At 58.7% G+C, this 25123-nt stretch carries 26 protein-coding genes; 8 read left to right on the forward strand and 18 right to left on the reverse strand.

The annotated features are described in order from the left end of the window. Positions 1 to 4: 4 nt before the first annotated feature. From mnmE to LRK71_RS04400, 3 genes are all read right to left on the reverse strand, one after another. Complete coding sequence (gene mnmE, locus LRK71_RS04390; RefSeq protein ID WP_232401387.1) at positions 5 to 1291, reverse strand: tRNA uridine-5-carboxymethylaminomethyl(34) synthesis GTPase MnmE; 1287 nt, start codon at positions 1289 to 1291, stop codon at positions 5 to 7. A 32-nt stretch (positions 1292 to 1323) separates the two neighbouring features. Beyond that, complete coding sequence (gene rho / locus LRK71_RS04395) at positions 1324 to 2595, reverse strand: transcription termination factor Rho (protein WP_232401388.1); 1272 nt, start codon at positions 2593 to 2595, stop codon at positions 1324 to 1326. A 197-nt stretch (positions 2596 to 2792) separates the two neighbouring features. Then, the gene (locus LRK71_RS04400; protein WP_232401389.1) at positions 2793 to 3248 is read right to left on the reverse strand and encodes a CopD family protein; all 456 of its coding nucleotides are present in this window, start codon (positions 3246 to 3248) and stop codon (positions 2793 to 2795) included. A 410-nt stretch (positions 3249 to 3658) separates the two neighbouring features. Here LRK71_RS04400 and LRK71_RS04405 point away from each other — a divergent pair, with 410 nt between their 5' ends. From LRK71_RS04405 to dnaQ, 4 genes are read left to right on the forward strand one after another with little or no spacing between them, the layout of a single operon-like run. Beyond that, positions 3659 to 4258, forward strand: a complete 600-nt coding sequence (locus LRK71_RS04405) for a Maf family protein (protein ID WP_232401390.1) — start codon at positions 3659 to 3661, stop codon at positions 4256 to 4258. After that, positions 4255 to 5088, forward strand: coding sequence for a shikimate dehydrogenase (locus LRK71_RS04410; protein ID WP_232401391.1), 834 nt, complete (start codon positions 4255 to 4257; stop codon positions 5086 to 5088). The genes LRK71_RS04405 and LRK71_RS04410 overlap by 4 nt, the downstream gene beginning before the upstream one ends. Next, positions 5085 to 5678 carry a dephospho-CoA kinase gene (coaE, locus tag LRK71_RS04415; RefSeq protein ID WP_232401392.1) on the forward strand — a complete coding sequence of 198 codons (594 nt, stop codon included), beginning with the start codon at positions 5085 to 5087 and terminating at the stop codon, positions 5676 to 5678. Before LRK71_RS04410 ends, coaE begins: the two co-directional genes overlap by 4 nt. Continuing rightward, positions 5671 to 6399, forward strand: a complete 729-nt coding sequence (dnaQ, locus tag LRK71_RS04420; protein ID WP_232401393.1) for a DNA polymerase III subunit epsilon — start codon at positions 5671 to 5673, stop codon at positions 6397 to 6399. Before coaE ends, dnaQ begins: the two co-directional genes overlap by 8 nt. Positions 6400 to 6485: 86 nt before the next feature. On the opposite strand, the gene secB is transcribed toward dnaQ, so the two are convergent. Together secB and LRK71_RS04430 are read right to left on the reverse strand one after the other, a co-directional pair. Beyond that, positions 6486 to 6971, reverse strand: coding sequence for a protein-export chaperone SecB (gene secB / locus LRK71_RS04425; protein ID WP_232401395.1), 486 nt, complete (start codon positions 6969 to 6971; stop codon positions 6486 to 6488). An 88-nt stretch (positions 6972 to 7059) separates the two neighbouring features. Next, entirely contained in the window at positions 7060 to 7581 is a 522-nt protein-coding gene (locus LRK71_RS04430) for an FxsA family protein (RefSeq protein WP_232401398.1), read from the reverse strand. Positions 7582 to 7696: 115 nt separating this feature from the next. Between LRK71_RS04430 and LRK71_RS04435 the strand changes: the two genes are divergently transcribed. Genes LRK71_RS04435 through LRK71_RS04445 form a run of 3 tightly spaced genes read left to right on the forward strand, consistent with a single transcriptional unit; the run spans position 7697 to position 10058 of the window. Continuing rightward, positions 7697 to 8350: a Tim44/TimA family putative adaptor protein gene (locus tag LRK71_RS04435; RefSeq protein WP_232401400.1), complete on the forward strand. Its 654-nt coding sequence runs from the start codon at positions 7697 to 7699 to the stop codon at positions 8348 to 8350. A gap of 59 nt (positions 8351 to 8409) precedes the next feature. Next, entirely contained in the window at positions 8410 to 9459 is a 1050-nt protein-coding gene (gene mltA / locus LRK71_RS04440; protein ID WP_232401969.1) for a murein transglycosylase A, read from the forward strand. Next, positions 9459 to 10058, forward strand: a complete 600-nt coding sequence (locus tag LRK71_RS04445) for a Smr/MutS family protein (protein WP_232401403.1) — start codon at positions 9459 to 9461, stop codon at positions 10056 to 10058. Before mltA ends, LRK71_RS04445 begins: the two co-directional genes overlap by 1 nt. A gap of 99 nt (positions 10059 to 10157) precedes the next feature. Here the strand turns inward: LRK71_RS04445 and LRK71_RS04450 are convergent, their stop codons facing one another. The 4 genes from LRK71_RS04450 to hslV all read right to left on the reverse strand — a co-directional run bounded on the left by LRK71_RS04450 (position 10158) and on the right by hslV (position 14383). Beyond that, the gene (locus tag LRK71_RS04450) at positions 10158 to 11282 is read right to left on the reverse strand and encodes an alpha/beta hydrolase (RefSeq protein WP_232401404.1); all 1125 of its coding nucleotides are present in this window, start codon (positions 11280 to 11282) and stop codon (positions 10158 to 10160) included. 111 nt (positions 11283 to 11393) lie between these two features. Continuing rightward, positions 11394 to 12707, reverse strand: a complete 1314-nt coding sequence (gene hslU / locus LRK71_RS04455; RefSeq protein ID WP_232401405.1) for an ATP-dependent protease ATPase subunit HslU — start codon at positions 12705 to 12707, stop codon at positions 11394 to 11396. A 13-nt stretch (positions 12708 to 12720) separates the two neighbouring features. Next, positions 12721 to 13791, reverse strand: coding sequence for a hypothetical protein (locus LRK71_RS04460; protein ID WP_232401406.1), 1071 nt, complete (start codon positions 13789 to 13791; stop codon positions 12721 to 12723). A gap of 1 nt (position 13792) precedes the next feature. Then, positions 13793 to 14383 carry an ATP-dependent protease subunit HslV gene (hslV, locus tag LRK71_RS04465; RefSeq protein WP_232401407.1) on the reverse strand — a complete coding sequence of 197 codons (591 nt, stop codon included), beginning with the start codon at positions 14381 to 14383 and terminating at the stop codon, positions 13793 to 13795. Between the two features lie 225 nt (positions 14384 to 14608). Between hslV and LRK71_RS04470 the strand changes: the two genes are divergently transcribed. Then, complete coding sequence (locus LRK71_RS04470) at positions 14609 to 14800, forward strand: DUF1127 domain-containing protein (RefSeq protein ID WP_232401408.1); 192 nt, start codon at positions 14609 to 14611, stop codon at positions 14798 to 14800. Positions 14801 to 14886: 86 nt separating this feature from the next. On the opposite strand, the gene LRK71_RS04475 is transcribed toward LRK71_RS04470, so the two are convergent. From LRK71_RS04475 to tsaE, 9 genes are all read right to left on the reverse strand, one after another. Next, positions 14887 to 15252, reverse strand: coding sequence for a Lin0512 family protein (locus tag LRK71_RS04475; protein ID WP_232401970.1), 366 nt, complete (start codon positions 15250 to 15252; stop codon positions 14887 to 14889). Between the two features lie 11 nt (positions 15253 to 15263). Beyond that, on the reverse strand, positions 15264 to 15611 hold the full coding sequence (locus LRK71_RS04480; RefSeq protein WP_232401409.1) for a Lin0512 family protein: 348 nt from the start codon (positions 15609 to 15611) through the stop codon (positions 15264 to 15266). A 177-nt stretch (positions 15612 to 15788) separates the two neighbouring features. Continuing rightward, positions 15789 to 16007, reverse strand: coding sequence for a DUF6500 family protein (locus LRK71_RS04485; RefSeq protein ID WP_232401410.1), 219 nt, complete (start codon positions 16005 to 16007; stop codon positions 15789 to 15791). Between the two features lie 68 nt (positions 16008 to 16075). Then, positions 16076 to 16396, reverse strand: a complete 321-nt coding sequence (gene trxA / locus LRK71_RS04490; RefSeq protein ID WP_232401411.1) for a thioredoxin — start codon at positions 16394 to 16396, stop codon at positions 16076 to 16078. A 40-nt stretch (positions 16397 to 16436) separates the two neighbouring features. Further along, on the reverse strand, positions 16437 to 19832 hold the full coding sequence (gene addA, locus LRK71_RS04495; protein ID WP_232401412.1) for a double-strand break repair helicase AddA: 3396 nt from the start codon (positions 19830 to 19832) through the stop codon (positions 16437 to 16439). Beyond that, positions 19829 to 22783 carry a double-strand break repair protein AddB gene (addB, locus tag LRK71_RS04500; RefSeq protein WP_232401971.1) on the reverse strand — a complete coding sequence of 985 codons (2955 nt, stop codon included), beginning with the start codon at positions 22781 to 22783 and terminating at the stop codon, positions 19829 to 19831. Before addB ends, addA begins: the two co-directional genes overlap by 4 nt. Next, complete coding sequence (locus tag LRK71_RS04505) at positions 22773 to 23483, reverse strand: nucleotidyltransferase family protein (protein WP_232401413.1); 711 nt, start codon at positions 23481 to 23483, stop codon at positions 22773 to 22775. The genes addB and LRK71_RS04505 overlap by 11 nt, the downstream gene beginning before the upstream one ends. Further along, entirely contained in the window at positions 23480 to 24490 is a 1011-nt protein-coding gene (locus LRK71_RS04510; RefSeq protein ID WP_232401414.1) for an aminoglycoside phosphotransferase family protein, read from the reverse strand. The genes LRK71_RS04505 and LRK71_RS04510 overlap by 4 nt, the downstream gene beginning before the upstream one ends. Then, entirely contained in the window at positions 24477 to 25064 is a 588-nt protein-coding gene (tsaE, locus tag LRK71_RS04515; protein WP_232401415.1) for a tRNA (adenosine(37)-N6)-threonylcarbamoyltransferase complex ATPase subunit type 1 TsaE, read from the reverse strand. Before tsaE ends, LRK71_RS04510 begins: the two co-directional genes overlap by 14 nt. Positions 25065 to 25123: the final 59 nt, after the last annotated feature.

Here is a 25123-nt window from a genome sequence, read left to right on the forward strand (position 1 = left end):
CTCCCTATTTTCCAAGACAGAAACTTGAGAAAATCTCATCAAGGAGATCCTCCACACCAACGCGACCAACCAACATTTCAAGCGAACGAATCGCAGAACGCATATCTTCGGCGGCCAGATCATAAAATTCAGAGCCCCGTTCCAATACGGTCTGCGCCTCGGTCAAGCTGCTGAGGGCTGAGAGCATCATATCGCGATGGCGAGCGCGCGTCGCCACCCCGACCTGAGTCGAGCGAGTTTTTAGCACATCGGAAATATGGCTGACCAGCTGGTCGACCCCTGCCCCGGTCTTGCCGGAAATTGCGCCGGCGAGATCCTGCCGCATATCCGCCTTTGGAGAAAGGCGAATATCGCCATCACGAAGTTCCATATCCAGGGATTCGTCCGGTTCAGCCAGAAAAACCCGCAGATCAGCCTGATCGGCCCGTTTACGCGCCAATTCGATGCCAATGCCTTCGACATGGTCATCGGTTTCGCGCAGGCCCGCGGTATCCAACAGCGTCACCGGCAGGCCGGAAAGTTCCATTCGGACCTCGATCACATCACGCGTTGTGCCGGCATATTCCGAGGTGATCGCTGCTTCTCGACCGGATAAGGTATTGAGAAGAGTTGATTTTCCAACGTTCGGGGCACCAATGATGGCAACTTCAAATCCGGCACGAATACGTTCGGCGATTTTCACACCTTGGGTTTCGCGGCGCAGATCACTGGCAACGCCGACCAGCAATGCCGTCACCTCTGGGGTGACATCGACAGGTACATCCTCATCGGCAAAATCAATGGTCACTTCTATAAGAGACGCCGCGCGGATCAGATCAAGTCGCCATTGTTCAGCCAATTTCCCCAGACCGCCGGCCAGAACAACCTGTGCCTGGCGGCGCTGTGCCTCTGTTTCCGCATCAATCAGATCTGCCAGGCCTTCAACCTGCGCCAAATCCAGCTTGCCATTTTCAAGCGCACGCCGGGTAAATTCCCCTGGCTCTGCCAAGCGAAGACCCTCTAGCTGCGACAGGGTATCAAGGAGGGAAGACACAACTGCCGTGCTGCCATGCACCTGAAATTCAATGACATTTTCGCCGGTAAAGCTGGCCGGTGCCGCAAAACTGAGCACCAGCCCTTCGTCCAAATGGCGGCCATCAAGGTCGGTCAGCACACGCAGACCACGTCCTTTTGCCGCCATTGGGCGATCACAAAGCTGGTTGGCAGCCACCAGGGCCAAAGGGCCAGACACACGTATTACCGAAACCCCAGCCTTCCCCTGCGCGGAAGCCAGTGCAAAGATCGTATCCATCTTGGCCTTCCTCTTTCGCCGGCCGGGTAGTTCTAGGTATTCATCGAATCAAAGAAATCCGCATTGGATTTGGTTTGCTTCAACTTGCCTAGCAAGAATTCTACCGCGTCTGTGGTGCCCATGGGGTTGAGAATCCGGCGCAGAACAAAGGTTTTGGCCAGATCACCCTTATCGACCAGGAGTTCCTCTTTCCGGGTACCGGATTTAAGGATGTCGATGGCAGGATATACCCGTTTGTCAGCGATTTTACGATCCAGAACCAGTTCAGAGTTACCTGTACCTTTGAATTCTTCGAAGATCACCTCATCCATACGGCTGCCGGTGTCGATCAGCGCGGTGGCGATAATGGTGAGCGAACCGCCCTCTTCGATGTTGCGCGCTGCACCAAAGAACCGTTTTGGACGCTGCAGGGCGTTGGCATCGACACCACCGGTCAGAACTTTACCGGAGGAAGGAACTACTGTGTTGAAAGCCCTACCAAGTCTTGTGATAGAATCGAGAAGAATCACTACATCTCGCTTATGTTCGACCAGGCGCTTGGCCTTTTCAATCACCATTTCAGACACCGCAACGTGCCGGGTGGCGGGTTCGTCAAAGGTGGAAGAAACCACCTCACCCTTGACCGAACGCTGCATATCGGTGACTTCCTCAGGGCGTTCATCAATCAGCAGAACGATCAGATAACACTCTGGGTGGTTTTTCTCGATCGAGTTTGCAATATTCTGCAAAATCATTGTCTTACCGGTACGTGGCGGCGCCACGATCAGCGAACGCTGGCCTTTGCCGATGGGCGCAACCAGATCAATCACCCGCGCCGATCGGTCCTTCAGCGTTGGGTCTTCAACTTCCATCGTCAGCCGCTCATCCGGGTAGAGCGGCGTGAGGTTGTCAAAAGCAATCTTGTGGCGGGCTTTTTCCGGGTCTTCAAAGTTGATCTTGGTGACGCTGGTCATGGCAAAATAGCGCTCTGCCTCCAGCGGAGCCTTAATCTGGCCTTCAATGGTGTCACCAGTGCGCAGCGAATGTTTGCGGATCATTTCAGGCGAGACATAAATATCATCCGGGCCGGGCAGATAGTTGGCTTCGGGCGAGCGCAGGAAACCGAATCCATCCTGCAACACTTCGAGCACACCATCGCCACCGATTTCCCAGCCTTCATCCGCGCGTTCACGCAGGATTTGGAACATCATCTCGCCTTTGCGCATGGTCGAGGCGTTCTCGATCTCCAGCTCTTCGGCCATAGACAGAAGGTTTTTAGGGCTTTGCGCTTTGAGATCAGACAGATTTAGGGATTCGACGGTCATCAATATATGGCCTTTATGCCCCGGCTATTGGGGGAGAAGTGTTTTATCAAGTTCGGAGAACACGAGTGCCCGGACGGGCCTGTTGGGCGCCATACATAGGGGTTACCCCCCCGCAAGTCAATCTGCTTGCAATAGCCCCCCAATGGCGCTGTAGCCCCCCTTACAGAGGGGGATGGTGGCCTACCGAATGGCCAAGTCTAAAATTTGAAGATCACCGAAACAACAATCACCACCATCAGTAGCGTCGGAACCTCGTTCATCAGCCGATAGCGCCGCCCTGACAGCGCGTTCTTCCCCTCTGCAAAGGCGCGCTGACGGCGCGATAGCCAGATGTGGAACCAGGTCATGCCAATCACTGCCAGTGCCTTGCTCCAGGGCCAGAGCATGCCCCAATCGACAATGCCGGGGGTCGCCACCAGAAACAGCCCTGCCCCCCATGTGACCATCATTGCAGGCCGCATGATGAAACGCAGAAGTTTGTATTCCATGGTGACAAAGATCGCCAAGCTTTCAGGCACCTTCTCTGCCTGCTCCACGTGGTACACGAACAGACGTGGCAGATAGAACAAACCTGCCATCCAGCTGAGCACAGCCATGATGTGTAGCGATTTCGCATAGGGGTAGAGGGAAAACATCCAGTTTGTCAGGTCCATGGCTCTGTCCTTTGGCACGTATGGCCCACCCTTATAATAATAAAGAAAGATTAAAAGGATGATGTTTTTGTAGGGACAGCGATTTCGGTGGATTATTCAGTTTCTCACCAGCTTATCCCCAGTGGGGGCAAATTCTTGGTTCTGGTCGGCCATATTGGTGACACATTGGTTAACCGGCTTGCAAACAAGGGGTATTAACGATCCGTTAACAGGGTTGAGCGTGGGGATAACTGTGGGAGGAATCGTGGAGATCAGAGATATCCCGGTTTTCAAAGTTATCCCAATCCCCGGCGGAGGAATCAGCGCGCAGTTTCGTGGAATTTCACCTTTGCCTGTGCACTTGCGAAAATCGCGGAAAACCATACAAACCATCCTACAAACTTGCGTATCTTTTCCATGGGGTTTTCCACATGTCTGCCCACATCCTTCTGGCCTCTGGCTCAGAGATCCGTGCTCAGTTGCTGCGACAGGCGGCGGTGCCTTTTGAAGCAGAGGTCGCCCGTGTAGATGAGGCTGCAATCAAGGCGGCACTATTGGCTGAACAGGCCAGCCCGCGTGATATTGCTGATGCTCTGGCCGAGGCAAAGGCACGTAAAATCAGCGTAAAAAGACCCGGCCGACTGGTTCTTGGCTGTGATCAGGTGCTGGATTTCGATGGCGAACTGCTGTCAAAACCCAAAACCCCGGAAGAGGCACTGAGCCAACTTGGCGCTATGCGTGGCAAACGCCATATCCTGCTGTCGGCTGCAGTGATCTATCGCGATGGTGAACCTATCTGGCGCCATGTTGGCCAGGTGCGACTGCGGATGCATGATTGCTCGGATGACTATCTGTCCTCTTATGTGACGCGCAACTGGCATAGCATTCAACATGCGGTTGGCGCATATAAGCTGGAAGAAGAAGGCGTGCGCTTGTTTTCCAACATCGAAGGCAGTTACTTTAACGTTTTGGGACTACCTCTGGTAGAACTGCTTAACTACTTGGCTCTGCAGGGGGTAATTGATCAATGAGCGATAAGAAAATCCCGCTGGCCGGGGTGATTGGCAGCCCTGTGGCGCATTCTAAATCGCCACAGTTGCAGCATCACTGGCTGGCAGCTCATAATATTGCCGGGCACTATGTTCCCATGCATGTGGAGGCGGAAGACCTTGAGCACGTGATCAGAACCCTGCCCAAAGCCGGGTTTGTTGGGGTCAATGTCACCATCCCGCACAAAGAAGCAGTGATGCAGATCGCCGATAAGGTCACAGATCGGGCCAAGCTGATGGGTGCGGCCAATACTCTGATCTTTCGCAGTGACGGCAGTATTCTTGCCGATAATACAGATGGGTATGGTTTTATTACCAATCTGCATCAGGGTGCGCCCGATTGGGTGCCTGATAGCGGCCCGGCTGTTGTGCTGGGTGCAGGCGGTGCCTGTCGTGCGGTGGTGGCCTCTTTGCTAGAGGCAGGTACGCCCGAGATTTTGCTGACCAACCGTACCCGGGCCCGCGCAGAGCAGCTTCAGAAAGATTTTGGCAACCATATCAAGGTGATTGATTGGGTGCAGGCAGGCAATATCATTGAACAGGCAGCGTTGGTTGTGAACACAACCTCGCTGGGCATGCAGGGCAAACCCCGATTGCGCGTGCCGCTTGATGGGCTGCGGCCACATATGGTTGTAACCGATTTGATCTACACGCCGTTGAAAACCGACCTGCTGCAAGCTGCCGAACAGGTCGGCTGCACTGTAGTAGATGGGCTTGGCATGTTGCTGCATCAGGCGGTGCCGGGGTTTGAACGCTGGTTTGGCCAACGCCCCGAAGTGGATGAGGCGGCGCGGGCGGCTGCGCTGAAATGACAGTCTCTCTGGGTTTGACCGGCTCTATCGGGATGGGCAAAAGCACCACGGCAGAGATATTTGCCGAAAATGGCTGCGAGATCTGGGATGCAGATGCGGCGGTGCACCGGCTTTATGCCAAGGGCGGCGCAGCAGTGGTGCCGATGAAAACGGCTTTTCCGGATGCGGTAATTGATGGCGCGGTCAGCCGCGATGCGCTCAAGCAGATCCTGGCGGCGACACCTGCGGAATTTGCCCGGCTGGAGGCCATTGTTCACCCGTTGCTGGCGGCAGATCGTCAGGCCTTTCGCGATAAGGCCCGCAGCGATATTCTAGTGTTTGATATCCCGCTGTTGTTTGAAACTGGCGGTGACGCGGCCATGGATGTGGTGGTCTGTGTGCGTGCGGATGCGCAAACCCAGCGGGACAGGGTTCTGGCGCGCGGCACCATGACAGAGGCGCAGTTTGAACAGATCCTGGCAAAACAGATGCCGATTGACGAAAAATGCGCCCGTGCCGATTTTGTCATAGAAACAGATACGCTGGACCATGCGCGCCAGCAGGTGAGCGCGGTGCTGGAACAGATCAGAAAGATGCAGGCAGATGCGTGAAATTGTGCTCGATACCGAAACTACGGGTTTTGATCCGTTTTCCGGTGACCGGATTGTCGAAATCGGTGCGGTTGAACTGCTGAACCACATGCCCACCGGCGAAACCTATCATGTCTACATCAACCCCGAGCGGGGCATGCCGCAAGAGGCCTTTGGCGTGCATGGCATTGGCCCCGATCTGCTGGAACCGCCGCAAAGGCCGGAACCAGGCCAGGTCACCCTGCGTGACAAACCCGTCTTTGCCAAGGTCGGCCAGAGCTTTCTGGATTTTGTTGGCGATTCAAGGATGGTGATTCACAACGCCAGCTTTGATATGAAGTTTCTCAACGCTGAACTGGATCGGATGGGGCTGCGGCAATTGCCGATGGATCAGGCGCTGGATACGCTGGCCATTGCGCGTAAACGCTATCCCGGTTCACCCGCCACGCTGGATGCGCTGTGCCGTCGGTTCCACATCGATAACAGCAACCGAACGCTTCACGGCGCCCTGCTCGATTCCGAAATCCTGGCCGAGGTATATCTGGAACTGATCGGCGGGCGGCAACCTGATTTTGGTCTATCGACCAGCGCATCTGGCAGCGACGAAACCAGGGATGATTGGCGCCCTACCCCGCGCGCAACCCCGTTGCCAGCGCGCCTCACCCCGGAAGAACGCGCCAATCACGAGGCCTTTGTTGCCAAACTGGGCGAGAATGCGCTTTGGCTGCAGGATCGATCCTGAGCGATAAAGGCTTTTCCAAGTCTTTGCTTACAAAAAACGCCGCTGAATAATCAGCGGCGTTTTGCATTCAGGCAGATGCAGATCGTTTACTGCTGCGGTGCGGCTTCGGCCTGACGGCGGGCCAGTTCGTTGCGGTAAATTGCAACAAAATCAATGTTATCAAGGTTCAGTGGCGGGAAACCACCGTCACGGGTGACATCGGACACGATGCGGCGCAGGAAGGGGAAGGTCATACGCGGGCATTCGATCAGCAGGAAGGGGTGCAGTTGATCTTCTGGCACGCCAGTGATGTTGAAAACGCCGACATATTCCAGTTCCAGCACAAACAGAACGTCGCCGCCCTCTTTGTTTTTGGATTCGATGTTCAGCTTGGTCATCACCTCATACTGGTTTTCGACCGACCGCTTCTTGGCATCGAGGTTAACCGCAACGTTGACGTCAGGCTGAACTTCGCCACCAGCGCCATTTTGCGCCATGACGTTTTCAAAAGACATGTCACGGATATATTGACCCAAGATATTCATCTGGACCTGAGGCTGCTGTGTGCCTTCGGTTGCGCCATTTTCGGCCATTGAGATACTCCTAAAAATACGTTTGGCTTGTGCTTATCAGCTTGGCTCGGGTAGCTCAACGGGTAGGGATAACGGTAGGGGTAAAGGCCTATTTTGGTCCTTCAACCCAGCCGGATGGCTTATGATTGGCATTCTTGGGATCCTTTGGCGTCACCTCTTGGTAATCGCCATCAATGATATCGCCCTGCCCGGCGGGATGCGATCGACGGCCAGTGGGGGATTGTTGCCCCTGCATGGGGTCTGGACCCATCTGAAACTGCGCCACGGTGATCCGCTTGCTAATATAGCGATAAACCGCCATGCGCACTGGCGGCATCAACAGGGCAAAGCCGACAGCATCGGTGAAAAATCCCGGTGTCAGCAACAGCGCGCCGGAAAACAGGATCATCGCCCCATGGGCCAAGGGTTCAGTCGGATTGCCAAGTGTTTGAAAAGAGCTGCGCACCTGCCCCAGCGCCAACCGGCCCTGCGCCCGCACCAGCGCGGTACCAAGGATCGCGGTGAGCACCACAATCGCCAGCGTTGGCCATAGGCCAATTGCGCCACCGACCTGAATGAACAGACCAATCTCAATAAGTGGCACCATCAGAAAGGCGATAAAAAGATACATTGGTGGTTTCCTGTGATCATGCGCTGGACGGTAGACTTGCCCCCCCCAAGCACCTACATAAGGAGAGATCGGCCAGGTTTCAAATCGGGCCTGTAATATCCAGCGAGAGGTTCTTATGGAGTCGCCCTTGATTAGTCTTTTGGTTCTGGCCGGTATCGCGGTGTTTTTGATCCTGCGCCTAAGAAGCGTTTTGGGCACCCGCGACGGTTTTGAAAAACCTCCGGTGGCCCCGAAACAGAAGAGCCGCCGCCCCGATCTGGAAGTGATCGAAGGTGGTCCTGACCGCGACATCACCGATTATGTTGCAGAGGGCAGCGCCCAGGCCACCGCCCTGGCCGCGATGAAACGTGCCGAACCCTCGTTCCAGGTGGGTGAATTTGTGCAGGGGGCCCGCAGCGCTTATGAAATGATCCTGATGGGTTTTGAGCGTGGCGAACTGGACAGCCTGCAGGGCTTTCTGGCCGAAGATGTGTTCGACAGCTTTGTAGAGGCCGTGGCGCATCGTGAAGATCAGGGCCTGACCATTGAGGCCGAATTCATTGGCGTGCGTGAAACCGCCGTGCTGAATGCCCATTTTGATGAATCCACCCGGATGGCGGAAATCACCATGCGGTTTGTCGGCGAACTGACATCAGTGGTGCGCAACAGCGCGGGCGAGATCATCGAAGGCGATGCCAATGCGGTCAAGCGGCAGAAAGACTCCTGGGTCTTTGCCCGCAGAATGGGTGTAGATGATCCAAACTGGCAGCTGATCGCCACGGACGGGTGAGTGCAGTGCTCCGGGATTTTTTCCGGGCAAAGGCACAGGCCGCCGCGCAGGCCGCCATTATGGCGGCCTCAATCCTGGGGGCTGTGGTGACAGCATCGGGCGCGGCTGCCGAGGTCAGCTATACGATGTTGGATTTCTCTCAGCTCGACGGCTGGGAGAAAGATAATCACGCTTCCGCGCTAAAGGTATTTCTGGAAACCTGCCCCGATCTGAAAGATCAGGACTGGCATAATCTCTGCGCCCTAGCTCAGTCGCAGGCCCCAATATTGGCGCAGCCAGAGGGCATCTTGGCTGCCCGCAGGTTTTTTGAACTCTTCTTTCGTCCGGTGCTGATCGCAGACGGCGCCCCTGCCCTGTTTACCGGCTATTTCGAACCAGAGCTGGAGGGATCGCGCTATCGCACCGCCCGCTATCGCTATCCGGTTTATAAGATGCCGCCAGAGGCCGGTCTCAACAGTCCCTGGCTGTCGCGTCGCGATATCTTGACCGGTGATGCAATGCAGGGGCGCGGGCTTGAAATTGCCTGGGTGGATGACCCGGTAGAACTGTTTTTTCTGCAAATTCAAGGCTCTGGCCGCATCAAGCTCAACGGTGGTGGCATCCTTCGGGTTGGCTATGGCGGCGCCAATGGTCATCCATATCGCTCTATCGGTATGGAAATGGTACGGCGCGGCATCTACAAGGCGCATCAGGTCAGCGCCCAAGTGATCAAATCCTGGGTGCGGCGTAATCCGGTTGATGGCGCCGAGCTCCTGTTGCACAACCCGTCTTATGTGTTCTTTCGTGAAATCCGCAAAATCCGCCCGTCAAAAGGGCCGCTTGGTGCTATGAACAGGTCGATTACGACGCTGCGCAGCCTGGCGGTGGATCCCAAATATACGCCACTTGGGGCGCCGGTCTGGCTTGAAAAGGACGGCGAAACCCAGATGCGCCGCCTGATGATCGCACAGGATACTGGCTCTGCCATCAAGGGTGCCCAGCGTGGAGATATCTTTTATGGCACCGGCGACAGCGCCGGACAGGCAGCCGGGCGTCTGCGGGACCCTGGACGCATGGTGGTTCTTCTGCCTATTCAACGTGGCTTTGCGCTTGTGCCGGATGGTTTCTGATGAGCCGCCGCAAATTGACATCCGAAGAGATCACGCTTTGGCATCAGGTGGTTGAACATACCGAACGGCTGCATCCCGGCAGCCATTCGACGCCGCCTGCCCTGCCGCTGCCCAAGCCAAAGCCGACAAAGCAGCCAGAGCCCCGGTCGGAAAACCTGCTGGAGGCCTTTGAACTGGGCAGCCGCGCCAAACCCAAAGCGGCGCGCCATGATCTGAAGCCCAGCCCGGCAAAGGCCCTGTCCGCGCAGTCAGTGCAGATGGATGAAAAGGCCTTTCGTCGAATGAAACGGGGCAAGCTGCGCCCCGAAGGCAAGCTAGACCTGCATGGCATGCGGGTTGACAGCGCCCATCCCGCGCTTACCCGGTTTATCCTATCGGCGCAGGCCTCGGGGAAGCGGCTGGTGCTGGTAGTGACGGGCAAGGGCAAAGACCGGGATGAGCCAGGCCCAATCCCGGTGCCACGCGGGGTACTGCGCCATCACGTGCCACAATGGCTGGCGCTGCCACCCTTGGCGCAGGCGGTGCTGCAGGTTAGCCAATCTCATATCAGCCATGGCGGCTCCGGTGCCTATTACGTCTATCTGCGGCGCAACCGCTAATGTTGTCGCGTTCATTTTCAGGCAGGCGACAAGCGCAACCCATTTGATTTCGCAAGTTTTAGAGGTTGAGAACCCGTAGCTGCCTTTGCGCAACATGCGCTAGCGGGTTCCCCCTGTCAGCGTTAGCACCGCAGCTTGACCTTCCCGGCGGGTTATCAGGGCAGTTTGCGGCAGTGCGGCCCCGATGCCGATAACGCGCGGATTGACCGAAAAGGCATCATGCGTTGCCTTTGCCTGATTGAGAAGCGACAGCAACGCCGGAGAGGTCGCAGTCACAAAATGGCTGGAGTCGGCATTCTTGTCAAAGGCTGTTGTATCGATGACTTCGATGGGCAAGTCAGCCACCTGATCGGTTGAACTCAGATTGCCCAAACGTTCACGGCTATAGGTGCCACGCAGCCGCTGAGACAGGCTGAGGATGGTATCTTTGCGCGACACAAAGACCAAAAACGGCTGCGGTACCCGCTCCATACGACGCATCTGGCTGTGAAATACATCAAGATCCAGGTCCGGCGACATCAGCACCACGCCGGCCAGGTTTTCGTCAGACCAGTTTGGCGTCTTGATCTCGATCTGCCGCAAGACCTCCATCGTGAGCACCGTGCCCATGGAATGGGCCGCCAGAACGATGCGCCCGGCCCCGGCCTTTCTAAGGTGGCGCAGCAGGTCTTCCAATCCGTCACGGGCAAACATGACGCTGTCGCCATCATAGGCATAGCCCAGCGGACTGCCGAGGCTGGGCCAGGAATAGATTACCGTCGCGCCCGGCGTGTTCAGATCATGGGTGAGCTGGGCCGCACGAAAGGCTGTTTCGGTCTGGGTGGAATTGAAACCATGCACAAAGACCAGAACATCGCGTTCATTGGGGGAATAGCGGTTCAGCTGCTCATTCAGCCGACGATCAAAGGCCGCTCTGTTTTCAAACTGATGACGTGCTGCCAGGGTAAATTTATTCTGGGGGTCCGGGTCGCCATAGCCAAATTCCAGCTGTCCTGGCGTATGGTTTGGCGGAATAGACACAGTGAGTTCGAGCAGGCTGTTTTTGTCACTACGCTCTGGCCCAAAAGAGCCATCGGGTAATTCTGTCCGGTTGGTGGCAACAAAGATTGTCTTTGGTGTGCCCACCTGCAGGGCCTGTGGGGTCACCGGAGACAGGCTGCGGTCGGTGCAGCCAATCAGTACCAGAGACAGGCCAAAAGCAGCCGCCAAACGAAGAAAGACCATGCTGAACCCTTATTGAACCCGACCTGGCCAATCTGACCTAGGCTATTGCCTGACCATAGGTTAGCAAGCCTATGGTCAGATTTGAACCTACGCTATTGGTGCTGAAACTGCCTAGAGCACATAGCGGCTAAGATCGCTTTTGCTCGCCAGCTCGCCCAGGTGTTTGCTGACAAACTGTGCGTCGACGGTGATCTGCTCGCCGCCGCGATCCGGCGCGCTGAAAGAGAGTTCCTCGAACACCCGTTCAATTACCGTATAGAGCCGCCGCGCACCGATGTTTTCCACCGCGTGGTTGACCTCTGCGGCGATCTTGGCCAGCGCGGCAATACCGTCATCGGTAAAGGTGACCTCGACCTCTTCAGTGCTCATCAGGGCAGTGTATTGCAGCGTCAGCGCATTGTCGGTTTCGGTCAGGATGCGGATGAAATCATTCTCGCTCAGGGCGCGCAGATTAACACGGATCGGCAGGCGGCCCTGCAATTCGGGCAACAGATCCGACGGTTTCGCGATATGAAAGGCACCAGAGGCAATGAACAGGATATGGTCGGTTTTGATTGGCCCATATTTGGTGCTGACGGTGGTGCCTTCGATCAGCGGCAACAGATCGCGCTGCACCCCTTCGCGGCTGACATCGCCGCCGCGCGCATCAGAGCGGGCGCAGACCTTGTCGATTTCATCCAGAAAGACGATGCCGTTCTGCTCAACAGACTCAACCGCGGTACGGGTGACAATTTCGTCATCCAGCAATTTGTCGGCCTCGTCACTGATCAGCACCTCGTAGCTTTCGGCGACAGTCATCTTTTTGCGTATCGTGCGCCCACCCATGGCCTTGCCAAAGATATCGCCGAGGTTGAGCATCCCCATATTGCCGCCGCCGGGCTGGCCGGGGACATCAAACATGTTACCCATGGGGTTGGATGTATCTGCCACGTCCAATTCGATCAGCGCATCGTCCAGCAGACCGGATTTCAGCTTTTTGCGGAAAACTTCGCGGGTGGTTTCGCGGGCGTCTTCGCCGGCCAGGGCGGTGATCACCCGGTCTTCTGCGGCTTGATTGGCCTTGGCCTTGACGTCTTCGCGCATGAATTCACGGGTCTGCACAATTGCGCTGTCAACCAGATCGCGGATGATTTGTTCCACATCGCGCCCGACATAGCCGACCTCGGTGAATTTGGTGGCTTCGACCTTGATAAAGGGCGCACGCGCCAGTTTGGCCAACCGCCGCGAGATTTCGGTTTTGCCAACGCCAGTGGGCCCGATCATCAGAATATTCTTGGGGTAGACCTCGTCGCGCAGATCATCGGACAGCTGCTTGCGGCGCCAGCGGTTGCGCAGGGCAACGGCGACGGCGCGCTTTGCATCGTTCTGGCCGATGATAAAGCGGTCGAGTTCAGAAACGATTTCACGGGGGGTCAGATCAGTCATGGCAGGTCTCGTTTCAGTGTGATGGAGGAAGCCGGTGCAGCGGCAGCACACCAGCCAATGGAGAGAGCAGGACAGCCCGGATCGGCGCCCAGAAGGCACCCAGGATCACCAGGACAAGGCCAAGCAACAGGATGGTTACCGCAGCACCTTCGCCGTCAAAGACAGTGCTGGCCAGTGTGACGCTATAGCCGATGGCGGCAATCAGAAAGGACCGGCGGTCAATGATGATGGCCACCAGGGCAAACCCAAAGAGCACCGCCATCAGTGTTAGCTGCCCCTGGGTTGTGCCGTCCTGCAACAGGTTGAGAGCAATGGTATTCACCAGGGCCGGCGCGGCCACCACATGCAGCCAAAATCCCTGCGCCGAGCGGCGGGTCACCCGATGCGGATCGCTAAGGTCAAACATCATGGCGACGCCAAACACCGCAAGCCCCACCAAAAGTGTCACCCAGGCAAAGGGGCCAGAGGCGGAAAACAGGAAGAAATCACTGATGCCAGCCGGGCTGCCGGCCTGTTCGGCGGCGACCATCAGGGCAAAGGCAAAAATCCCCAGCGCGATCAGTGCCATGGCAAAGGGCACGCGAAAGCGCAGCCAGAACAGCGTCATGGCCAGGGTGGTCAGCGCCATGGGCAGCGGCAGGCTGGAATAATCGTTCTGCGCCACCATGAAGGGTTCCGAAAAAAAGGCAGTGATGCCGACACCGGCATTGCCAGCCCATAGCAGCGACAGCGCAACTGCTGGGGCGACCATGCGGCGGCGGCGAATGAAGTATTCGGCAAATCCCCACAGGACCACTGCGCCCAGAGCCGAGGAGTAGATGGTCTTGTCAACATAGCCACCCAGGCTGCCTGCGATATAGGCAGCTGTCACCGCCGCCCAGCCCGAGGCCAGGATCAGCATGCCAATGACGATGAAGATCTCGTTGAAGCCTCTGAACAGTTCAAAGGGTTCATCGCCGGGGGCCAGGTTTTCGCGCGCGCCACGGCGGCTCTGGGCCATGGCCATCAAAGAGGTCGCCTGAGCTTCACTGATCAGGCCAGAGCCAACGGCTGCGCGAATGTCATTCTGGTCGATCAGGCTCACTTCAGTGCTCCGACTTGCTGTTTGGATCGCTACCATCGGCAGCGATGGCTTCGACCGTCAGGCGCCCATTGGTATAGACGCAAATATCGGCGGCAATTGCCATCGACTCGCGCGCCACTTCCTCGGCAGTGCGATCACTGTCAATCATGCCACGCGCCGCTGCGAGCGCAAAGTTGCCGCCCGATCCGATCGCCGCCACGTTATGTTCCGGTTCCAGCACATCACCGGCACCGGTGATCACCAAAAGCTCGGTTCCGTCGGTGACGATCAGCATCGCCTCTAGTTTTTGCAGATATTTGTCGGTGCGCCAGTCCTTGGCCAGTTCAACACTGGCGCGGGCCAGTTGGCCGGGGGTGGCTTCCAGCTTGGCTTCCAGGCGTTCCAGCAGGGTAAAGGCATCGGCGGTTGAACCAGCAAAGCCGACAACCACGTCAAACCCGCCGGGGGACAGGCGGCGCACCTTGCGGGCGGTGCCCTTGATCACGGTTTGCCCCAGTGAAACCTGTCCATCGCCGGCGATGACGACCTGGCCGCCCTTCTTGACCCCGATGATGGTGGTTCCGTGCCAGCCGGGGAATTGATCCTCTGCCATTTATGCCTCCAGTTTTGTTGCCCCCTATATGGAAGCATCGCCAGCGCTGTACAAGGCTCGGCTGCTGCTGCGGAATTGAGGGGCGTTAATATGCTGCTTACTTGCTATGCATCCAGCGCATTTCAGGACTGTTTAATAGGCAATTGTGAGACTCACATTGCTCTCCTACATGGAGGTCACAGACATACACTGTGCTCAACACTCTTCACTTTAAGGACTCGTGCAATGACGACCGCAAACCTCCATGCGCCGCTGGGCGCAGTCTCCGTTCTTCGCCTGGTAGACTTCATCTTCAACGCCAAAGAAAACCTGGTTGAGTGGAACGAATCCCGCCAGACCCGCAAGGCGCTGTCGCAGCTTTCCGCTGCTCAGCTGGAAGATATTGGCCTCACCGCCGAAGAGATCGCCAAACTGTAACAACAGTCTGGTCTGGGCGCTGCCGCGCCAGAGATAGGATGAGCCGCTCCCATTTCGGGGCGGCTTTGTCTTTTGGCTCACCCACTTCAGGAACTGAGCTTGTAATGCGGTGCCAGATCCGGCATCCAGGCTTCGATTGCGGCAGTGGCGATGACATGCGGGCTGCCAGATCCGGCATCGGCCACATCCAATCCGCCTTTGACCGCCCGCACCGATGCACAGCCGCGCGGCAGATCCCGCGCCACCAGATCGCAATCGACCAGTTCTGGCTGTTGTACCGCGATGGTGACAGCGACCCGCATCTTGCTGTGATCGACACCCAGCTTGGCAAACAACGTGATCGAGGAATGATGCAGGGCGTCCTGCACCGCGCGCCGCGCCGCCTTGGTATAATCCTGACCGTAGAGATCGTTGCCAGTGCCCATTTCCAGGATGATGCGTTTTTCGCCCATTTTTTGTTCCATCAGATGGATTCCATATCAAAAGAGACACTTACCGCAGCATTGGCAATCACCGTGCGCCCTGCCCCATCGGGTTTTTCCACATCCAACCCGCCCTGGGTGACTGTGATTTCCGGCTGGCCATAGGGAAAGATCGCCTTCAGCGCGGCCAGATCGACCCGTTCAGGCCGGGCCACGCCCACCTCGGCATCAATAATCATCGCCTCTTTCGGAAAACCAAACAGCTCTGCGACACTCACAGAATTATGCCACAGCGCATCCTTGATCGCGCGTTTTGCCGCCTCGGTGTAGTCCTCGCGGCGCAGCGATGTGCCCATGCCGAATTCCACCAATACCCGTGTTTTGGCCATCTCTGCCTCCCCGTTTCTGTCCTGGCCACTCTCCGCAGCAGGCCGCAAAAGAAAACCCCATATTTTCATTTGGCCAAAAATATCCCGGGGGGTGAGGCCCGTTAGGGCCGAATGGGGCAGCGCCCCATAGGATAGACATCTCCCCGACAAAGCAGCTTCGGGTCCGGGTCAGACAGGCTATGCGCCGGTTTCCAGCATGTTGCGGATTTTCACGGCCTTTACAAAATGGTCCAATTGATGCGTTTCAATCCACCAGCGGGCCACCTGCATCAGCAGCAGGGGATCATCATTGCGGTTTTTGAAAAAGGCATAAAACGACAGGCCAACGCCTTCGCCCTTTTTGGCGATCTTGTCGGTGCAGATGGAAATGGCTTTTTGGCGAAAATCGGGTGTCATAAACTGTCCCTTGAAATGAAAAGACGCCCCCAGCGAGGGCGCCTTTGAAATCCAGAGGATGGCTTGGATCAGATGGAATCGTTGATCCAGCTTTGCAGCGCGGCCTTGGGGGCGGCGCCGGCGCGGTTGGATACAACCTCACCGTCCTTGAAGATGAACAGTGCCGGAATGCCACGCACGCCCATGGCGGCGGCGGCATTTGGGTTGCTGTCGACATCAACCTTGGCAATCTTCAGCTTGTCGCCATATTCTGCAGCCAGTTCTTCCAGCGCGGGGCCGATCTGTTTGCAGGGACCGCACCATTCGGCCCAAAAATCGACCACAACGGGGACAGAGGAGTTCTTGACTTCGGCGTCAAATGTTTCGTCGGTGACGGCTACGGTGGACATTGAAATGTCTCCTGAGATCTATGGCAACTGAAATTGGAACCTAGGTAGGGCTTAACGGATCGTCAAGGTCCAGCACCGGCTTCAGCGCATCTGTCACAAGATCGTGCGGCAGCGGCATGAGGCTGGCACTACGGGTCCACAATAGCGCGGTGTCGATCTTGCGATCCGGGTAGATCTGTTTCAACGCATGGGCATAGGCCCCCATTTGGCGCAGCAGCCCCTTGGGGCAAGTTTCAGCCCGGTCCGGCACCTGGGCATTCGATTTGAAATCCACCGCCAGCACTCGTTCTGGCGTCACCACCAGCCGGTCAATGATGCCAAAAAGGCGGTTGTCGCCCAGCTGCGCCGTGACTGCTACCTCGGCCAGGGCATCGGTTGCAAAGATATGCGCCAGGGCCGGGGTCTGCAGCACCGCGCTCGCTTCGGCCAGCAGCTCTTCGCAGTCTTCGGCCTCGGGCAGCAGCCGCGCTGCCAGCATGGGCCAATCGGTGCTTGATTGTGCGGGCAGATGTTCCAGCAGCAGATGCAACCGGCTGCCGCGCGCCTTGGCGTCTTCTTCCTCCAACCCCTGATCCCCCGGCAGCGCTTTTGCCCCGCCCAGATCCGATGGGGTCAGCGCGGCGGCAGGGGCTTGATAGATAGGGGCAGGATGGCCAAAGACCGCAGGCAGGCTGGCGCGGTCCCGTATGGCGACCTCATGCGGGACAAATTCCAGCCCCTCCCAATCGCCATGCGACAGGCGCAGGCCTTCGCCACCGGGCAGATTACAGGCGGTGGCACCGGCTTCGCGCAGGGCGGCTTCCACCCGTTGATACCAGCTGTCGCCCTCTTTCGAGAGCGTGCCGGCTGTGGCGACGATCAGCCATTTTTCCGCTCGGGTAAGGGCAACATAGAGTAGGCGCAGCCGTTCGTTCTGCTGCTTTTCCTGTGCCAGTTCACGGGCTGAAAACAACAGATCCGGCATCTGGTCTTTGGGCAGTCTCCACAGCGGAGTGCCCTCGGCCAGCATGATTTCGGCGTCACTAGGGGCATTGCGCTTGGCGGTGTCCGGCAGGATGACGATGGGGGCTTCCAACCCTTTTGATCCATGCACCGACATCACCCGGATCATATCGCCCGCAGCGCCCATCTGGCGTTTTATTTCAAGATTATCTGTCTTCATCCAGACCAGAAATCCGGTCAGGCTGGGAATGTCTGATCGTTCATAGGCCAGCGCCTGCGACAGCAGTGCATTGATGCCATCTTCGGCCTCTATTCCCAAACGGCCCAACAGTTTTTGCCGCCCTTGATGCCGGGTCAGGATGCGTTCGATCAGATCAAAGGGGCGCAGGAAATCGGTCTGGCTGCGCAGGTCGTTCAGCACCGCCATGGTGTTGGCAAACTCTGTGCTGCGCGCCCGCAGGGCGGCCCAAAGATGCTGCCCCCCGTCGCGGCGATGCGCCAGGTCAAACAGCATTTGTTCTGACCAGCCAAACAGTGGAGATTTCAGCGCCTCGGCCAATGATAGCGAATCCTCTGGCGTGGCAAGAAAGGACAAGAGCGCAGCGATGTCCTTTACCGCCAGTTCCGCCCCCACCTTCAGCCGGTCGGCGCCGGCGATGGGCAGGTCGGCGGATTTGCAGGCGCGGATGATTTCGGAAAACAACTCGGATCGGCGCTGCACCAGAATGAGAAAATCGCCGGCATGCACGGGTCGGCGATTGAATGTGCCGCGTGCGGTTCCATCCTCGGGGATGGTGACCTGGGTGACGATCATTTCCTTGATCTGTGCCGCGATGCGTTCGGCCAGTACCACGGTGTGATGGCGGCTGCCGGGACGATCAACCGGATCAGTCCAGTCGCTGTCATCCTCGTCTTCGCTCTTCTCTACCGCAGGCCAGAGATCAACCCGGCCGGGCAGGTCGGATTTGAAGGCACGGTGCAGCGCTTCTGCGTGAAACCCGGCGCGCGGGCTATCTTTGAACACCAGATCAACCAGCCGCAGGATCGCGGCGGAAGAGCGAAAGGAAAATTCCAGCGCCGCGTTCTGCAGTCCCTCGCCGGATTCGGCCAGACGATTGGCAAATTCTTCCTGCATCCGGTCAAAGGCATCCGGGTCGGCACCCTGAAACGAGTAGATCGACTGCTTTTTGTCGCCAACTACAAAGATCGTGCGCTCTACATCAGAGCGCGCGCCTTCCCCGGCGGTGAATTCCTGCGCCAGGGTTTCGATCACATCCCATTGCACCGGGCTGGTATCCTGGGCCTCATCCACCAGAATGTGATCAATGCCGCCATCCAGCCGGTACAGCACCCAGGCGGCCACTGCCGGGTCATTCAACAGCTGGCGGGCGTTGAGGATCAGATCGTCGAAATCCAGCCAGCCGCGCAGCCGTTTGCGGGCCTCGTATTCCGGCAGGAAGGCGGCGGCAAAGCGGTGTAAATCGTGCGATTTCTGCGCTGCCACCAGCGCCAGCCGCTTGGCACGGACATCTTCCACCCGCAGCATCAGCGGCTCTAGCTGGTTCATGAGGCCAAGATTGGCCTCGCGCAGCTTTTTGGTGGGGAATTTGCCGATCTTTGCGGTAAAGGGCGCTGCCGCGGCGGCACCGGTCAGGAACAGGCTTTCCAGAACTGGCAGATCGGCAAGGCGGGGCTGGTCAATCCCGGCGAGTTTGGCGGCGGCGCGCTGATCCGTGGTGCCGCCCGTGGCCAGCATTGCGCGGCTGGCTTGCAACAGTTCTGTTTCGCCGCCGAGGAAGACCCGCTGTTCCAGTGCTGCACGGTCAAATCCGGGCGGCAGATCAAACCGCGCCAGCAGCTCGGACCAGTCTAGCGGCGCTTCAAAAGCGGCGCGGCGTTGACACAGGGCTGCGGTGAGGTCTTCAAAATCGCTGCCACCCACATGGCGCGCCAGGGGTTCAACCAGATGGGCGTGATCGCCCTTGGCAAAATCCTCGACGATCTCGGCCCGCAGCAGCGCGGCGGCGCGGTCTTCCATTTCGGCGAATTGCGGGCTGACGCCGGCCTCTAGCGGGAAACGCCGCAACAGGGACGAACAGAAGGAATGGATGGTTTGGATTTTCAAGCCGCCGGGGGTTTCAATCGCGCGGGCAAACAGGGTGCGCGCCTGGGACAGACCCTCTGCAGATATCGCATCATCTGCCCCCAGATCGTTCAGCGCGGCGGTAAGCTGATCATCGCGCAGCATCGCCCATTCGCCAAGGCGCTTGAACAGCCGGTTCTGCATCTCGCTGGCAGCGGCTTTGGTATAGGTAAGGCACAGAATATGTTGCGGTTGCACCCCCTTGAGCAGTAGCCGCGCCACTCGGTCGGTCAGCACCTTGGTCTTGCCAGAGCCGGCATTGGCCGCCAGCCAGGTAGAGGCATCGGGGCGGGCCGCGCGAAATTGCGCCTCAGAGGCGGCATCGCGGGGCTTGGCGGTTGGGCTGCTCATGTCAGATCCTCGGGGCTGGGCATGGCGCTGCGATCCCATTCGCCAAAACGGGCCAGGTGATCGTAGTCGCCGGCAAAATCATCGCGGTGCACCATACGGCGGCTGGAATAGCCCTGTTCCTGTTCAAAATAAGCACCGATCAAGGTTTTCAATTCCTCCCAGATCTTGGCGGGGGGCTGATCCTGCAGCGGCGCGGGCACCTCTTTCAGGCTGCTGCCCAACCCGATAAAGGCGGCGCTGGCCACCTCGGCGGGGCCAATCTCCTGAAAGGCACCTTCCTCGGCCATGGCGGCCTCGATCAGCAGCTGTTTTTCGAACTTCTTTTGTTGCGATTCCGAAGGGGGAATGCCGGTTTTGTAGTCATAGAGATGCAGAAAACCGCGATCATCCTGATCAATCCGGTCAGCCCGGCAGGCGATAGAGAAATCCAAAGGTTCCAGCCGTGCTTCGCCCTTGGCTTCCAGTTTCAGCGGTTTGCCACGGCTTTGGCGGGCCTGTTCGGACAGAATGAAATCTCCGGCGATCCGTTCAATCCGCGACAGCCAGAGCATCCGGGCCACAGGCCAGGGGACATCGCGTTCCAGCAGGGCGCGGGCCGTTTCAATCAGGTGATCCGGGCTGAGCAGGCTGGGATCCTGCAGCGTATCGCGAATAAAATCTTCAAAGATTTCATGCACAACCGTACCGCGCAGCAGGGCGTCAGGTTCCTGCACCAGCGGGTTCAGCTTGCGCAGGCGCAGCACATGTTTGGCATAGATCGCATAGGGGTCGCGGATCAGCCGCGGGATTTCGGTGATGGTTAGCCTGCGCGGTCGGCTAGCCAGGGGCGGGCGCGGGGCAGGGCGATGAGCGGCGGGCAGCTCTATCGGCTCTTCCAGCGCTTCGGCCCAGTCCAGCCAAGTTTGGCCACGGGCCTTCATTGCATCCAAAGCCGCTTTGCCGCCTTGATCTGGCAGGCCTTTTAGCAGATTTGTCAGGCGGTTGAGCCAGCGCGAGGCAACGGTATCGGCCTCATCCGTGCGAGCGGCGCGGGTCAGCCAGACCTCGGGTGCGGCGACGGCCTGTTGGAAATCATGCGCTGACAACCCGATGCGGCGTTCCGGCAGCAGCAGCCCGGCCTGATGGCGCAATTGTCGGTTCAACCAGGGATCGGGCTTGGCGGCTTCGGGCCAGCTGCCTTCGTTCAGCCCGCCGAGGATGACCAGATCGGCACCCTGTACGCGGGCCTCGAGCGTGCCCCAGATCATGATCGATCCATAGGGGGTGTCGCGGTCGCGTACCTCTGCCTGCGACAACAGCGCCGAGAGCAGATCGGCAAAATCGCGCGCTGACATTTCGCCACCATATGCGGCTTCCGCTTCCAGGTTGGCAAAGACCTCATGCGCTATTTGCCCGGCCTTTTTGTCCCATAGCGTACCGCTTGCACCGGGCAAGGTGATCTGGCTGCCGGCTGAGATGGCTTCGGCCCGGCTGCGCAGCAGCGCGGCCCAATCGCTCAGATGGAGGGGGGCCTGGACCTGCTGGTTGGCAAAGTTCTGCGCCAGCCAGTTGGTCCAGCCCGGCGTTAGATCCTGTTTGATGCCAAAGGCTGCAAAGCTGTCAGCATCGGGGAAGGGCGGGCCATTGCGGCGCAGGTCCAGTTCAAAATCGCGGGTATGGCGCAGGTGTTCACCGCGCGCAGCGTCTGGGCTGGTGCCATCATGGGTCAGCGGGTGTTTCAACAGGGTCAGCAGTGCATCGGCTGTCAGCGGGCGGCAGAACAATTCGGCCACATGCCGCAGGAAACGTCCCGGAGGCGTCAGCTGCAGCGGGAGGCCGGCGGAATCATCGGGCAGGATGTCCCAACGGTCCAGTGCCACCGAAACCAACCGGGTGAGCATCCGATCTGGCGAGATCAGCGCCGCAGTCTTGCCGTCTTCGGCAGCCTGGCGCAGACGCAGGGCAATGGCCAGCGCCTCGGCGCGCGGAGTGGGGGCCTCGACCAGGGTGACATCGGCACAGGCCTTGTCCAGATCGGTCAGATCCGGGCCTTCGCTCATCCAGGCGTCAGTGACCGGAGCCGGGCGCAGAGCAAGGGAAATCAAGCGGTTGCGCGGCACCGAGGTGGGCTCGGCTGTGTTCCAGCGGCGCACCATATCCGGTGTCATATCAAGATCGGCGATCAGCTTGGCAAAGCGATACTGCGGGTGGTCTTCGCTGGTCAGCGCATCATGCAGGTGCTGCCAGACAGAGGCAGGCTGTTCAAAATCATAGCCGGGAAGCACCACGGCCCCCTGCGGCAGCCGGGCAATGGCCTGCATCAGCAGCAGGGTGGTGCCGCGCGACCCGGTAGAGCCTGCAAGGATGACCGGATGCTGCGGCGGGGTGTCTTGCCAGGTTTCGATCAGGTTCAGAACCACCTGGCGCTGGCGGGCCTCGGCATCCATAGCACCATCATGGCCCTCGATGAAATCATCTGCGATGCCGATGAAAGACTGCGCCCGCGCCCAGTGACCCGACATATCGGAAATATCGAGATTGCGGATCACGTCGGTGCTGACGCCTTCGCCCTGCATTTCGTCAATCAGCGCCGCCAGACTGTCCGACAGATCATAGAGCGAAGACCGGGCGGCCAGATCGGGCTGCGCATCCAGAAGTTTGGCGATCAGCTGTGACAGTTCCAGCCGCCGTCGCAGCGGTGGCAGTGCGGGGGGCAGGCCCTGCAGGCTGGCCTCATGGGCAAGATCGGTCAACAGGCGCATGCGTGGCAGCAGCAGGGCCGGGCCTTCTTCAAACAGCGCGCGACAGCGGCGCATCATCCGAGAGGTGTTGAGGATCACTTCGACCTGCGCCAGGCCTTCGGGAGGCAGCGCATGTGCCCGGTGCAGCAACCCCTGGGCCAGCGCACGGGGAAAATCGACGCCAATGGGAACAGCAAAGATGCGTGGCGTATCCTGAGGTTCAAACAACATCATTGGCAATCAGATCCTCGGCAATGGCAATTCCTTCGGGGTGGCCCACATCGCACCAGTGGCCAGGGTATTCCACCGAAAAAAGCCGCCCATCGCGCACCATATCGTTCCACAACAGGTTGAGCGAAAAAACATCTTCTTCAATCAGCGCAAGTCCGGCGGTTTTGACAATTTGCACCCCGCCATAAACCAGATCGCCGCCTCGGCTGAGCCGCCCGTCGGAATCGCGGGTGAAATCGCCGACCCCGCTGCGGCCATGGCAGCGGGGGATCGGAATGCAGACCAACAGCGCGTCCATGCGGGCCGGGTCCCAGGCGTCCAGGGCAACCTTAAATGGGTTTGGCCCCTTCCAGATCACATCGGTATTGGCGGTAAAGACCGGCGCCGCCCCCAAGAGGGGCAGCGCATGACGCAGCCCGCCTCCGGTATCCAGCACCTCTGGGCTTTCCTGGCTGAGCAGCACGCCTTTGGGGGAGAGATGCGCCGCGAGGATATGCGGCAGATAGTGTAGATTGGCCACAATATGCCGTGGTTGCATGGCCTGGGCCAGGGTCAGCGTATGGTCAATCAGCGGCTGGCCGGCCACGGCGATCATCGGCTTGGGGCAGTTCTGTGTCAGTGCCTTCATCCGGGTGCCAAAGCCGGCGGCAAACAGCAGGATGCTTTCGGGGCTGTCTTGCGGGTGGACGGCGTTGGTCATCGGCGCAGCTTTGCCAGGTTTTCCGGGCTGGGCGGGGGCAGGTCCTGTTGCAGCCAATTGGCTAGCGGTGCCATCGCCGGGTGTTCCAGGCCGTTGATCACATGGTTCCAGACCCGTGGGATCAGTTCCAGATATTGGGGCTTTCCGTGCTCTAGCGAGAGCCGGGCAAAAACGCCAAGGATGCGCAGATTGCGCTGCACTCCGATCACCGCATAGGCGCTGCGAAAGCTGGAGTCGTCGATTGGGCTGGTCGCAAGGTAGCGGTTGATCATCTGCGCCTCGATTGCGGCGGGTACATCGCGGCGGGCGTCCTGCAAGAGCGAAACCAGATCATAGGCGGGATGGCCCGCGCGGGCGTCCTGAAAATCAATCACGCCGACTTGGGCAAGCCCGGTGCGATCCGGCAGGTGCATCAGGTTTTGCACGTGAAAATCCCGATGCACAAAAACCATTTCGCCGCGCAGGGTCTGGCGCAGGATGTCTTCAAACTGATTTTCAAAGCGGTGCTGCAGGTCGGTGTCGGCGCCTCCGCGCAGCGGGCCGCAATAGTGGCTGATTACCAGACTGGACAATTCCGCCATGGCGCGCGGTCCAAGTGGCTCTAGCGCCAATGGGATACTGGTGGCAGGCTGCTGATGCAGATGCAGCAACAGGTCGGTCGCCAGGCCATAAAGCGGCTTTTCCTGGCTGGGATCCGCCTGCAGGACTTCATAAAACCGCTGGTCGCCCAGGTCTTCGATCAGCAAAAAGCCGGCCTCGGGGTCTTGGGCAAGGATGCCAGGCGCGCTGAGCCCCTGGTTGCGCAGGAAATTGGCGATGCGCACAAAGGGAAGGATGGTTTCGCCGCTGTCAGGCGGGGCATCCATCAACACGAGGCTGCGCCCATCCGGGTTGGTCAGTCGGTCATAGCGTCGCGCCGAGGCATCGCCCGCCAGTGTTGCGCGCTGCCAATCGCCGTGGCCGCTGCGCTGTAAGAATGCGGTGATCTGGGTGTCACGACTGGTCATATTGGCTCTCACTTGGGGTGGGCTGTGCAGGGGGGGAGCTGGCCCGGTTGAGGCTGGCGATCTGATCCAGCCGGTGCTGCCATTTTGGATCCGTCCATGTCAGGGTCAGATGGCGGCTGTCTTCCAGTGCCGGGTCAAGCGAGAGCGACAGCTGCAGCGCATGGGCCGGGGTCAGTTCGGCCAGGCGATCCGGCCATTCAATCAGGCAAATGGCTTCTTCAAAGGCCTCAACCAGGCCCAGCTCCTCTATCTCTTCCAGGGCGGACAGACGATAAAGATCTGCGTGCCACAGGTCGCAGCCCGGCAGGTCATATGTTTGCACCAGGGTGAAGGTGGGCGAGGGAACGTCTTCGGGCACCGGCATCAGGGATTGGATCAGGCTGCGGGCAAAATGCGTTTTACCTGCCCCGATTGGCCCCGCCAAAAGCAGGCAATCGCCGGGCTGCAACTGTTCAGCGATCAGCCGCGCCAGTTCTGCGGTTGCCTCGGCAGAGGCAAGGTCGCAGGAAAACGGGCTGCTGGGGGGCGTTGTGGTGCCGCTGTCAGTGGCGGCAGGATCAGGGCTTTCAATCATGGCGCCACAATGCCTCTGGCTGGGCTGTGCTGCAAGCGAGAAGGGCGCGATCAGCCCCC

The organism is Pseudophaeobacter flagellatus (genome assembly GCF_021228235.1).
GTDB classification, from domain to species: Bacteria; Pseudomonadota; Alphaproteobacteria; order Rhodobacterales; family Rhodobacteraceae; genus Pseudophaeobacter; species Pseudophaeobacter flagellatus.

Excerpts from the sequence above, each read along its gene's own strand:
- hslV (WP_232401407.1), bottom strand. The coding sequence starts at position 14,383 with ATGGCAGAGGATCAATTCCCCGGCTGGCACGGAACCACCATCATCGGG.
- LRK71_RS04505 (WP_232401413.1), bottom strand. The coding sequence starts at position 23,483 with ATGACCAACGCCGTCCACCCGCAAGACAGCCCCGAAAGCATCCTGCTG.
- mnmE (WP_232401387.1), bottom strand. The coding sequence starts at position 1,291 with ATGGATACGATCTTTGCACTGGCTTCCGCGCAGGGGAAGGCTGGGGTT.
- LRK71_RS04430 (WP_232401398.1), bottom strand. The coding sequence starts at position 7,581 with ATGTATCTTTTTATCGCCTTTCTGATGGTGCCACTTATTGAGATTGGT.
- coaE (WP_232401392.1), top strand. The coding sequence starts at position 5,085 with ATGACAGTCTCTCTGGGTTTGACCGGCTCTATCGGGATGGGCAAAAGC.
- tsaE (WP_232401415.1), bottom strand. The coding sequence starts at position 25,064 with ATGATTGAAAGCCCTGATCCTGCCGCCACTGACAGCGGCACCACAACG.
- addA (WP_232401412.1), bottom strand. The coding sequence starts at position 19,832 with ATGAGCAGCCCAACCGCCAAGCCCCGCGATGCCGCCTCTGAGGCGCAA.
- LRK71_RS04470 (WP_232401408.1), top strand. The coding sequence starts at position 14,609 with ATGACGACCGCAAACCTCCATGCGCCGCTGGGCGCAGTCTCCGTTCTT.
- addB (WP_232401971.1), bottom strand. The coding sequence starts at position 22,783 with ATGTTGTTTGAACCTCAGGATACGCCACGCATCTTTGCTGTTCCCATT.
- LRK71_RS04445 (WP_232401403.1), top strand. The coding sequence starts at position 9,459 with ATGAGCCGCCGCAAATTGACATCCGAAGAGATCACGCTTTGGCATCAG.
- LRK71_RS04475 (WP_232401970.1), bottom strand. The coding sequence starts at position 15,252 with ATGGGCGAAAAACGCATCATCCTGGAAATGGGCACTGGCAACGATCTC.
- dnaQ (WP_232401393.1), top strand. The coding sequence starts at position 5,671 with ATGCGTGAAATTGTGCTCGATACCGAAACTACGGGTTTTGATCCGTTT.
- secB (WP_232401395.1), bottom strand. The coding sequence starts at position 6,971 with ATGGCCGAAAATGGCGCAACCGAAGGCACACAGCAGCCTCAGGTCCAG.
- LRK71_RS04405 (WP_232401390.1), top strand. The coding sequence starts at position 3,659 with ATGTCTGCCCACATCCTTCTGGCCTCTGGCTCAGAGATCCGTGCTCAG.
- LRK71_RS04410 (WP_232401391.1), top strand. The coding sequence starts at position 4,255 with ATGAGCGATAAGAAAATCCCGCTGGCCGGGGTGATTGGCAGCCCTGTG.
- rho (WP_232401388.1), bottom strand. The coding sequence starts at position 2,595 with ATGACCGTCGAATCCCTAAATCTGTCTGATCTCAAAGCGCAAAGCCCT.
- trxA (WP_232401411.1), bottom strand. The coding sequence starts at position 16,396 with ATGTCCACCGTAGCCGTCACCGACGAAACATTTGACGCCGAAGTCAAG.
- LRK71_RS04435 (WP_232401400.1), top strand. The coding sequence starts at position 7,697 with ATGGAGTCGCCCTTGATTAGTCTTTTGGTTCTGGCCGGTATCGCGGTG.
- mltA (WP_232401969.1), top strand. The coding sequence starts at position 8,410 with ATGGCGGCCTCAATCCTGGGGGCTGTGGTGACAGCATCGGGCGCGGCT.
- hslU (WP_232401405.1), bottom strand. The coding sequence starts at position 12,707 with ATGACTGATCTGACCCCCCGTGAAATCGTTTCTGAACTCGACCGCTTT.
- LRK71_RS04480 (WP_232401409.1), bottom strand. The coding sequence starts at position 15,611 with ATGGCCAAAACACGGGTATTGGTGGAATTCGGCATGGGCACATCGCTG.
- LRK71_RS04485 (WP_232401410.1), bottom strand. The coding sequence starts at position 16,007 with ATGACACCCGATTTTCGCCAAAAAGCCATTTCCATCTGCACCGACAAG.
- LRK71_RS04400 (WP_232401389.1), bottom strand. The coding sequence starts at position 3,248 with ATGGACCTGACAAACTGGATGTTTTCCCTCTACCCCTATGCGAAATCG.
- LRK71_RS04510 (WP_232401414.1), bottom strand. The coding sequence starts at position 24,490 with ATGACCAGTCGTGACACCCAGATCACCGCATTCTTACAGCGCAGCGGC.
- LRK71_RS04450 (WP_232401404.1), bottom strand. The coding sequence starts at position 11,282 with ATGGTCTTTCTTCGTTTGGCGGCTGCTTTTGGCCTGTCTCTGGTACTG.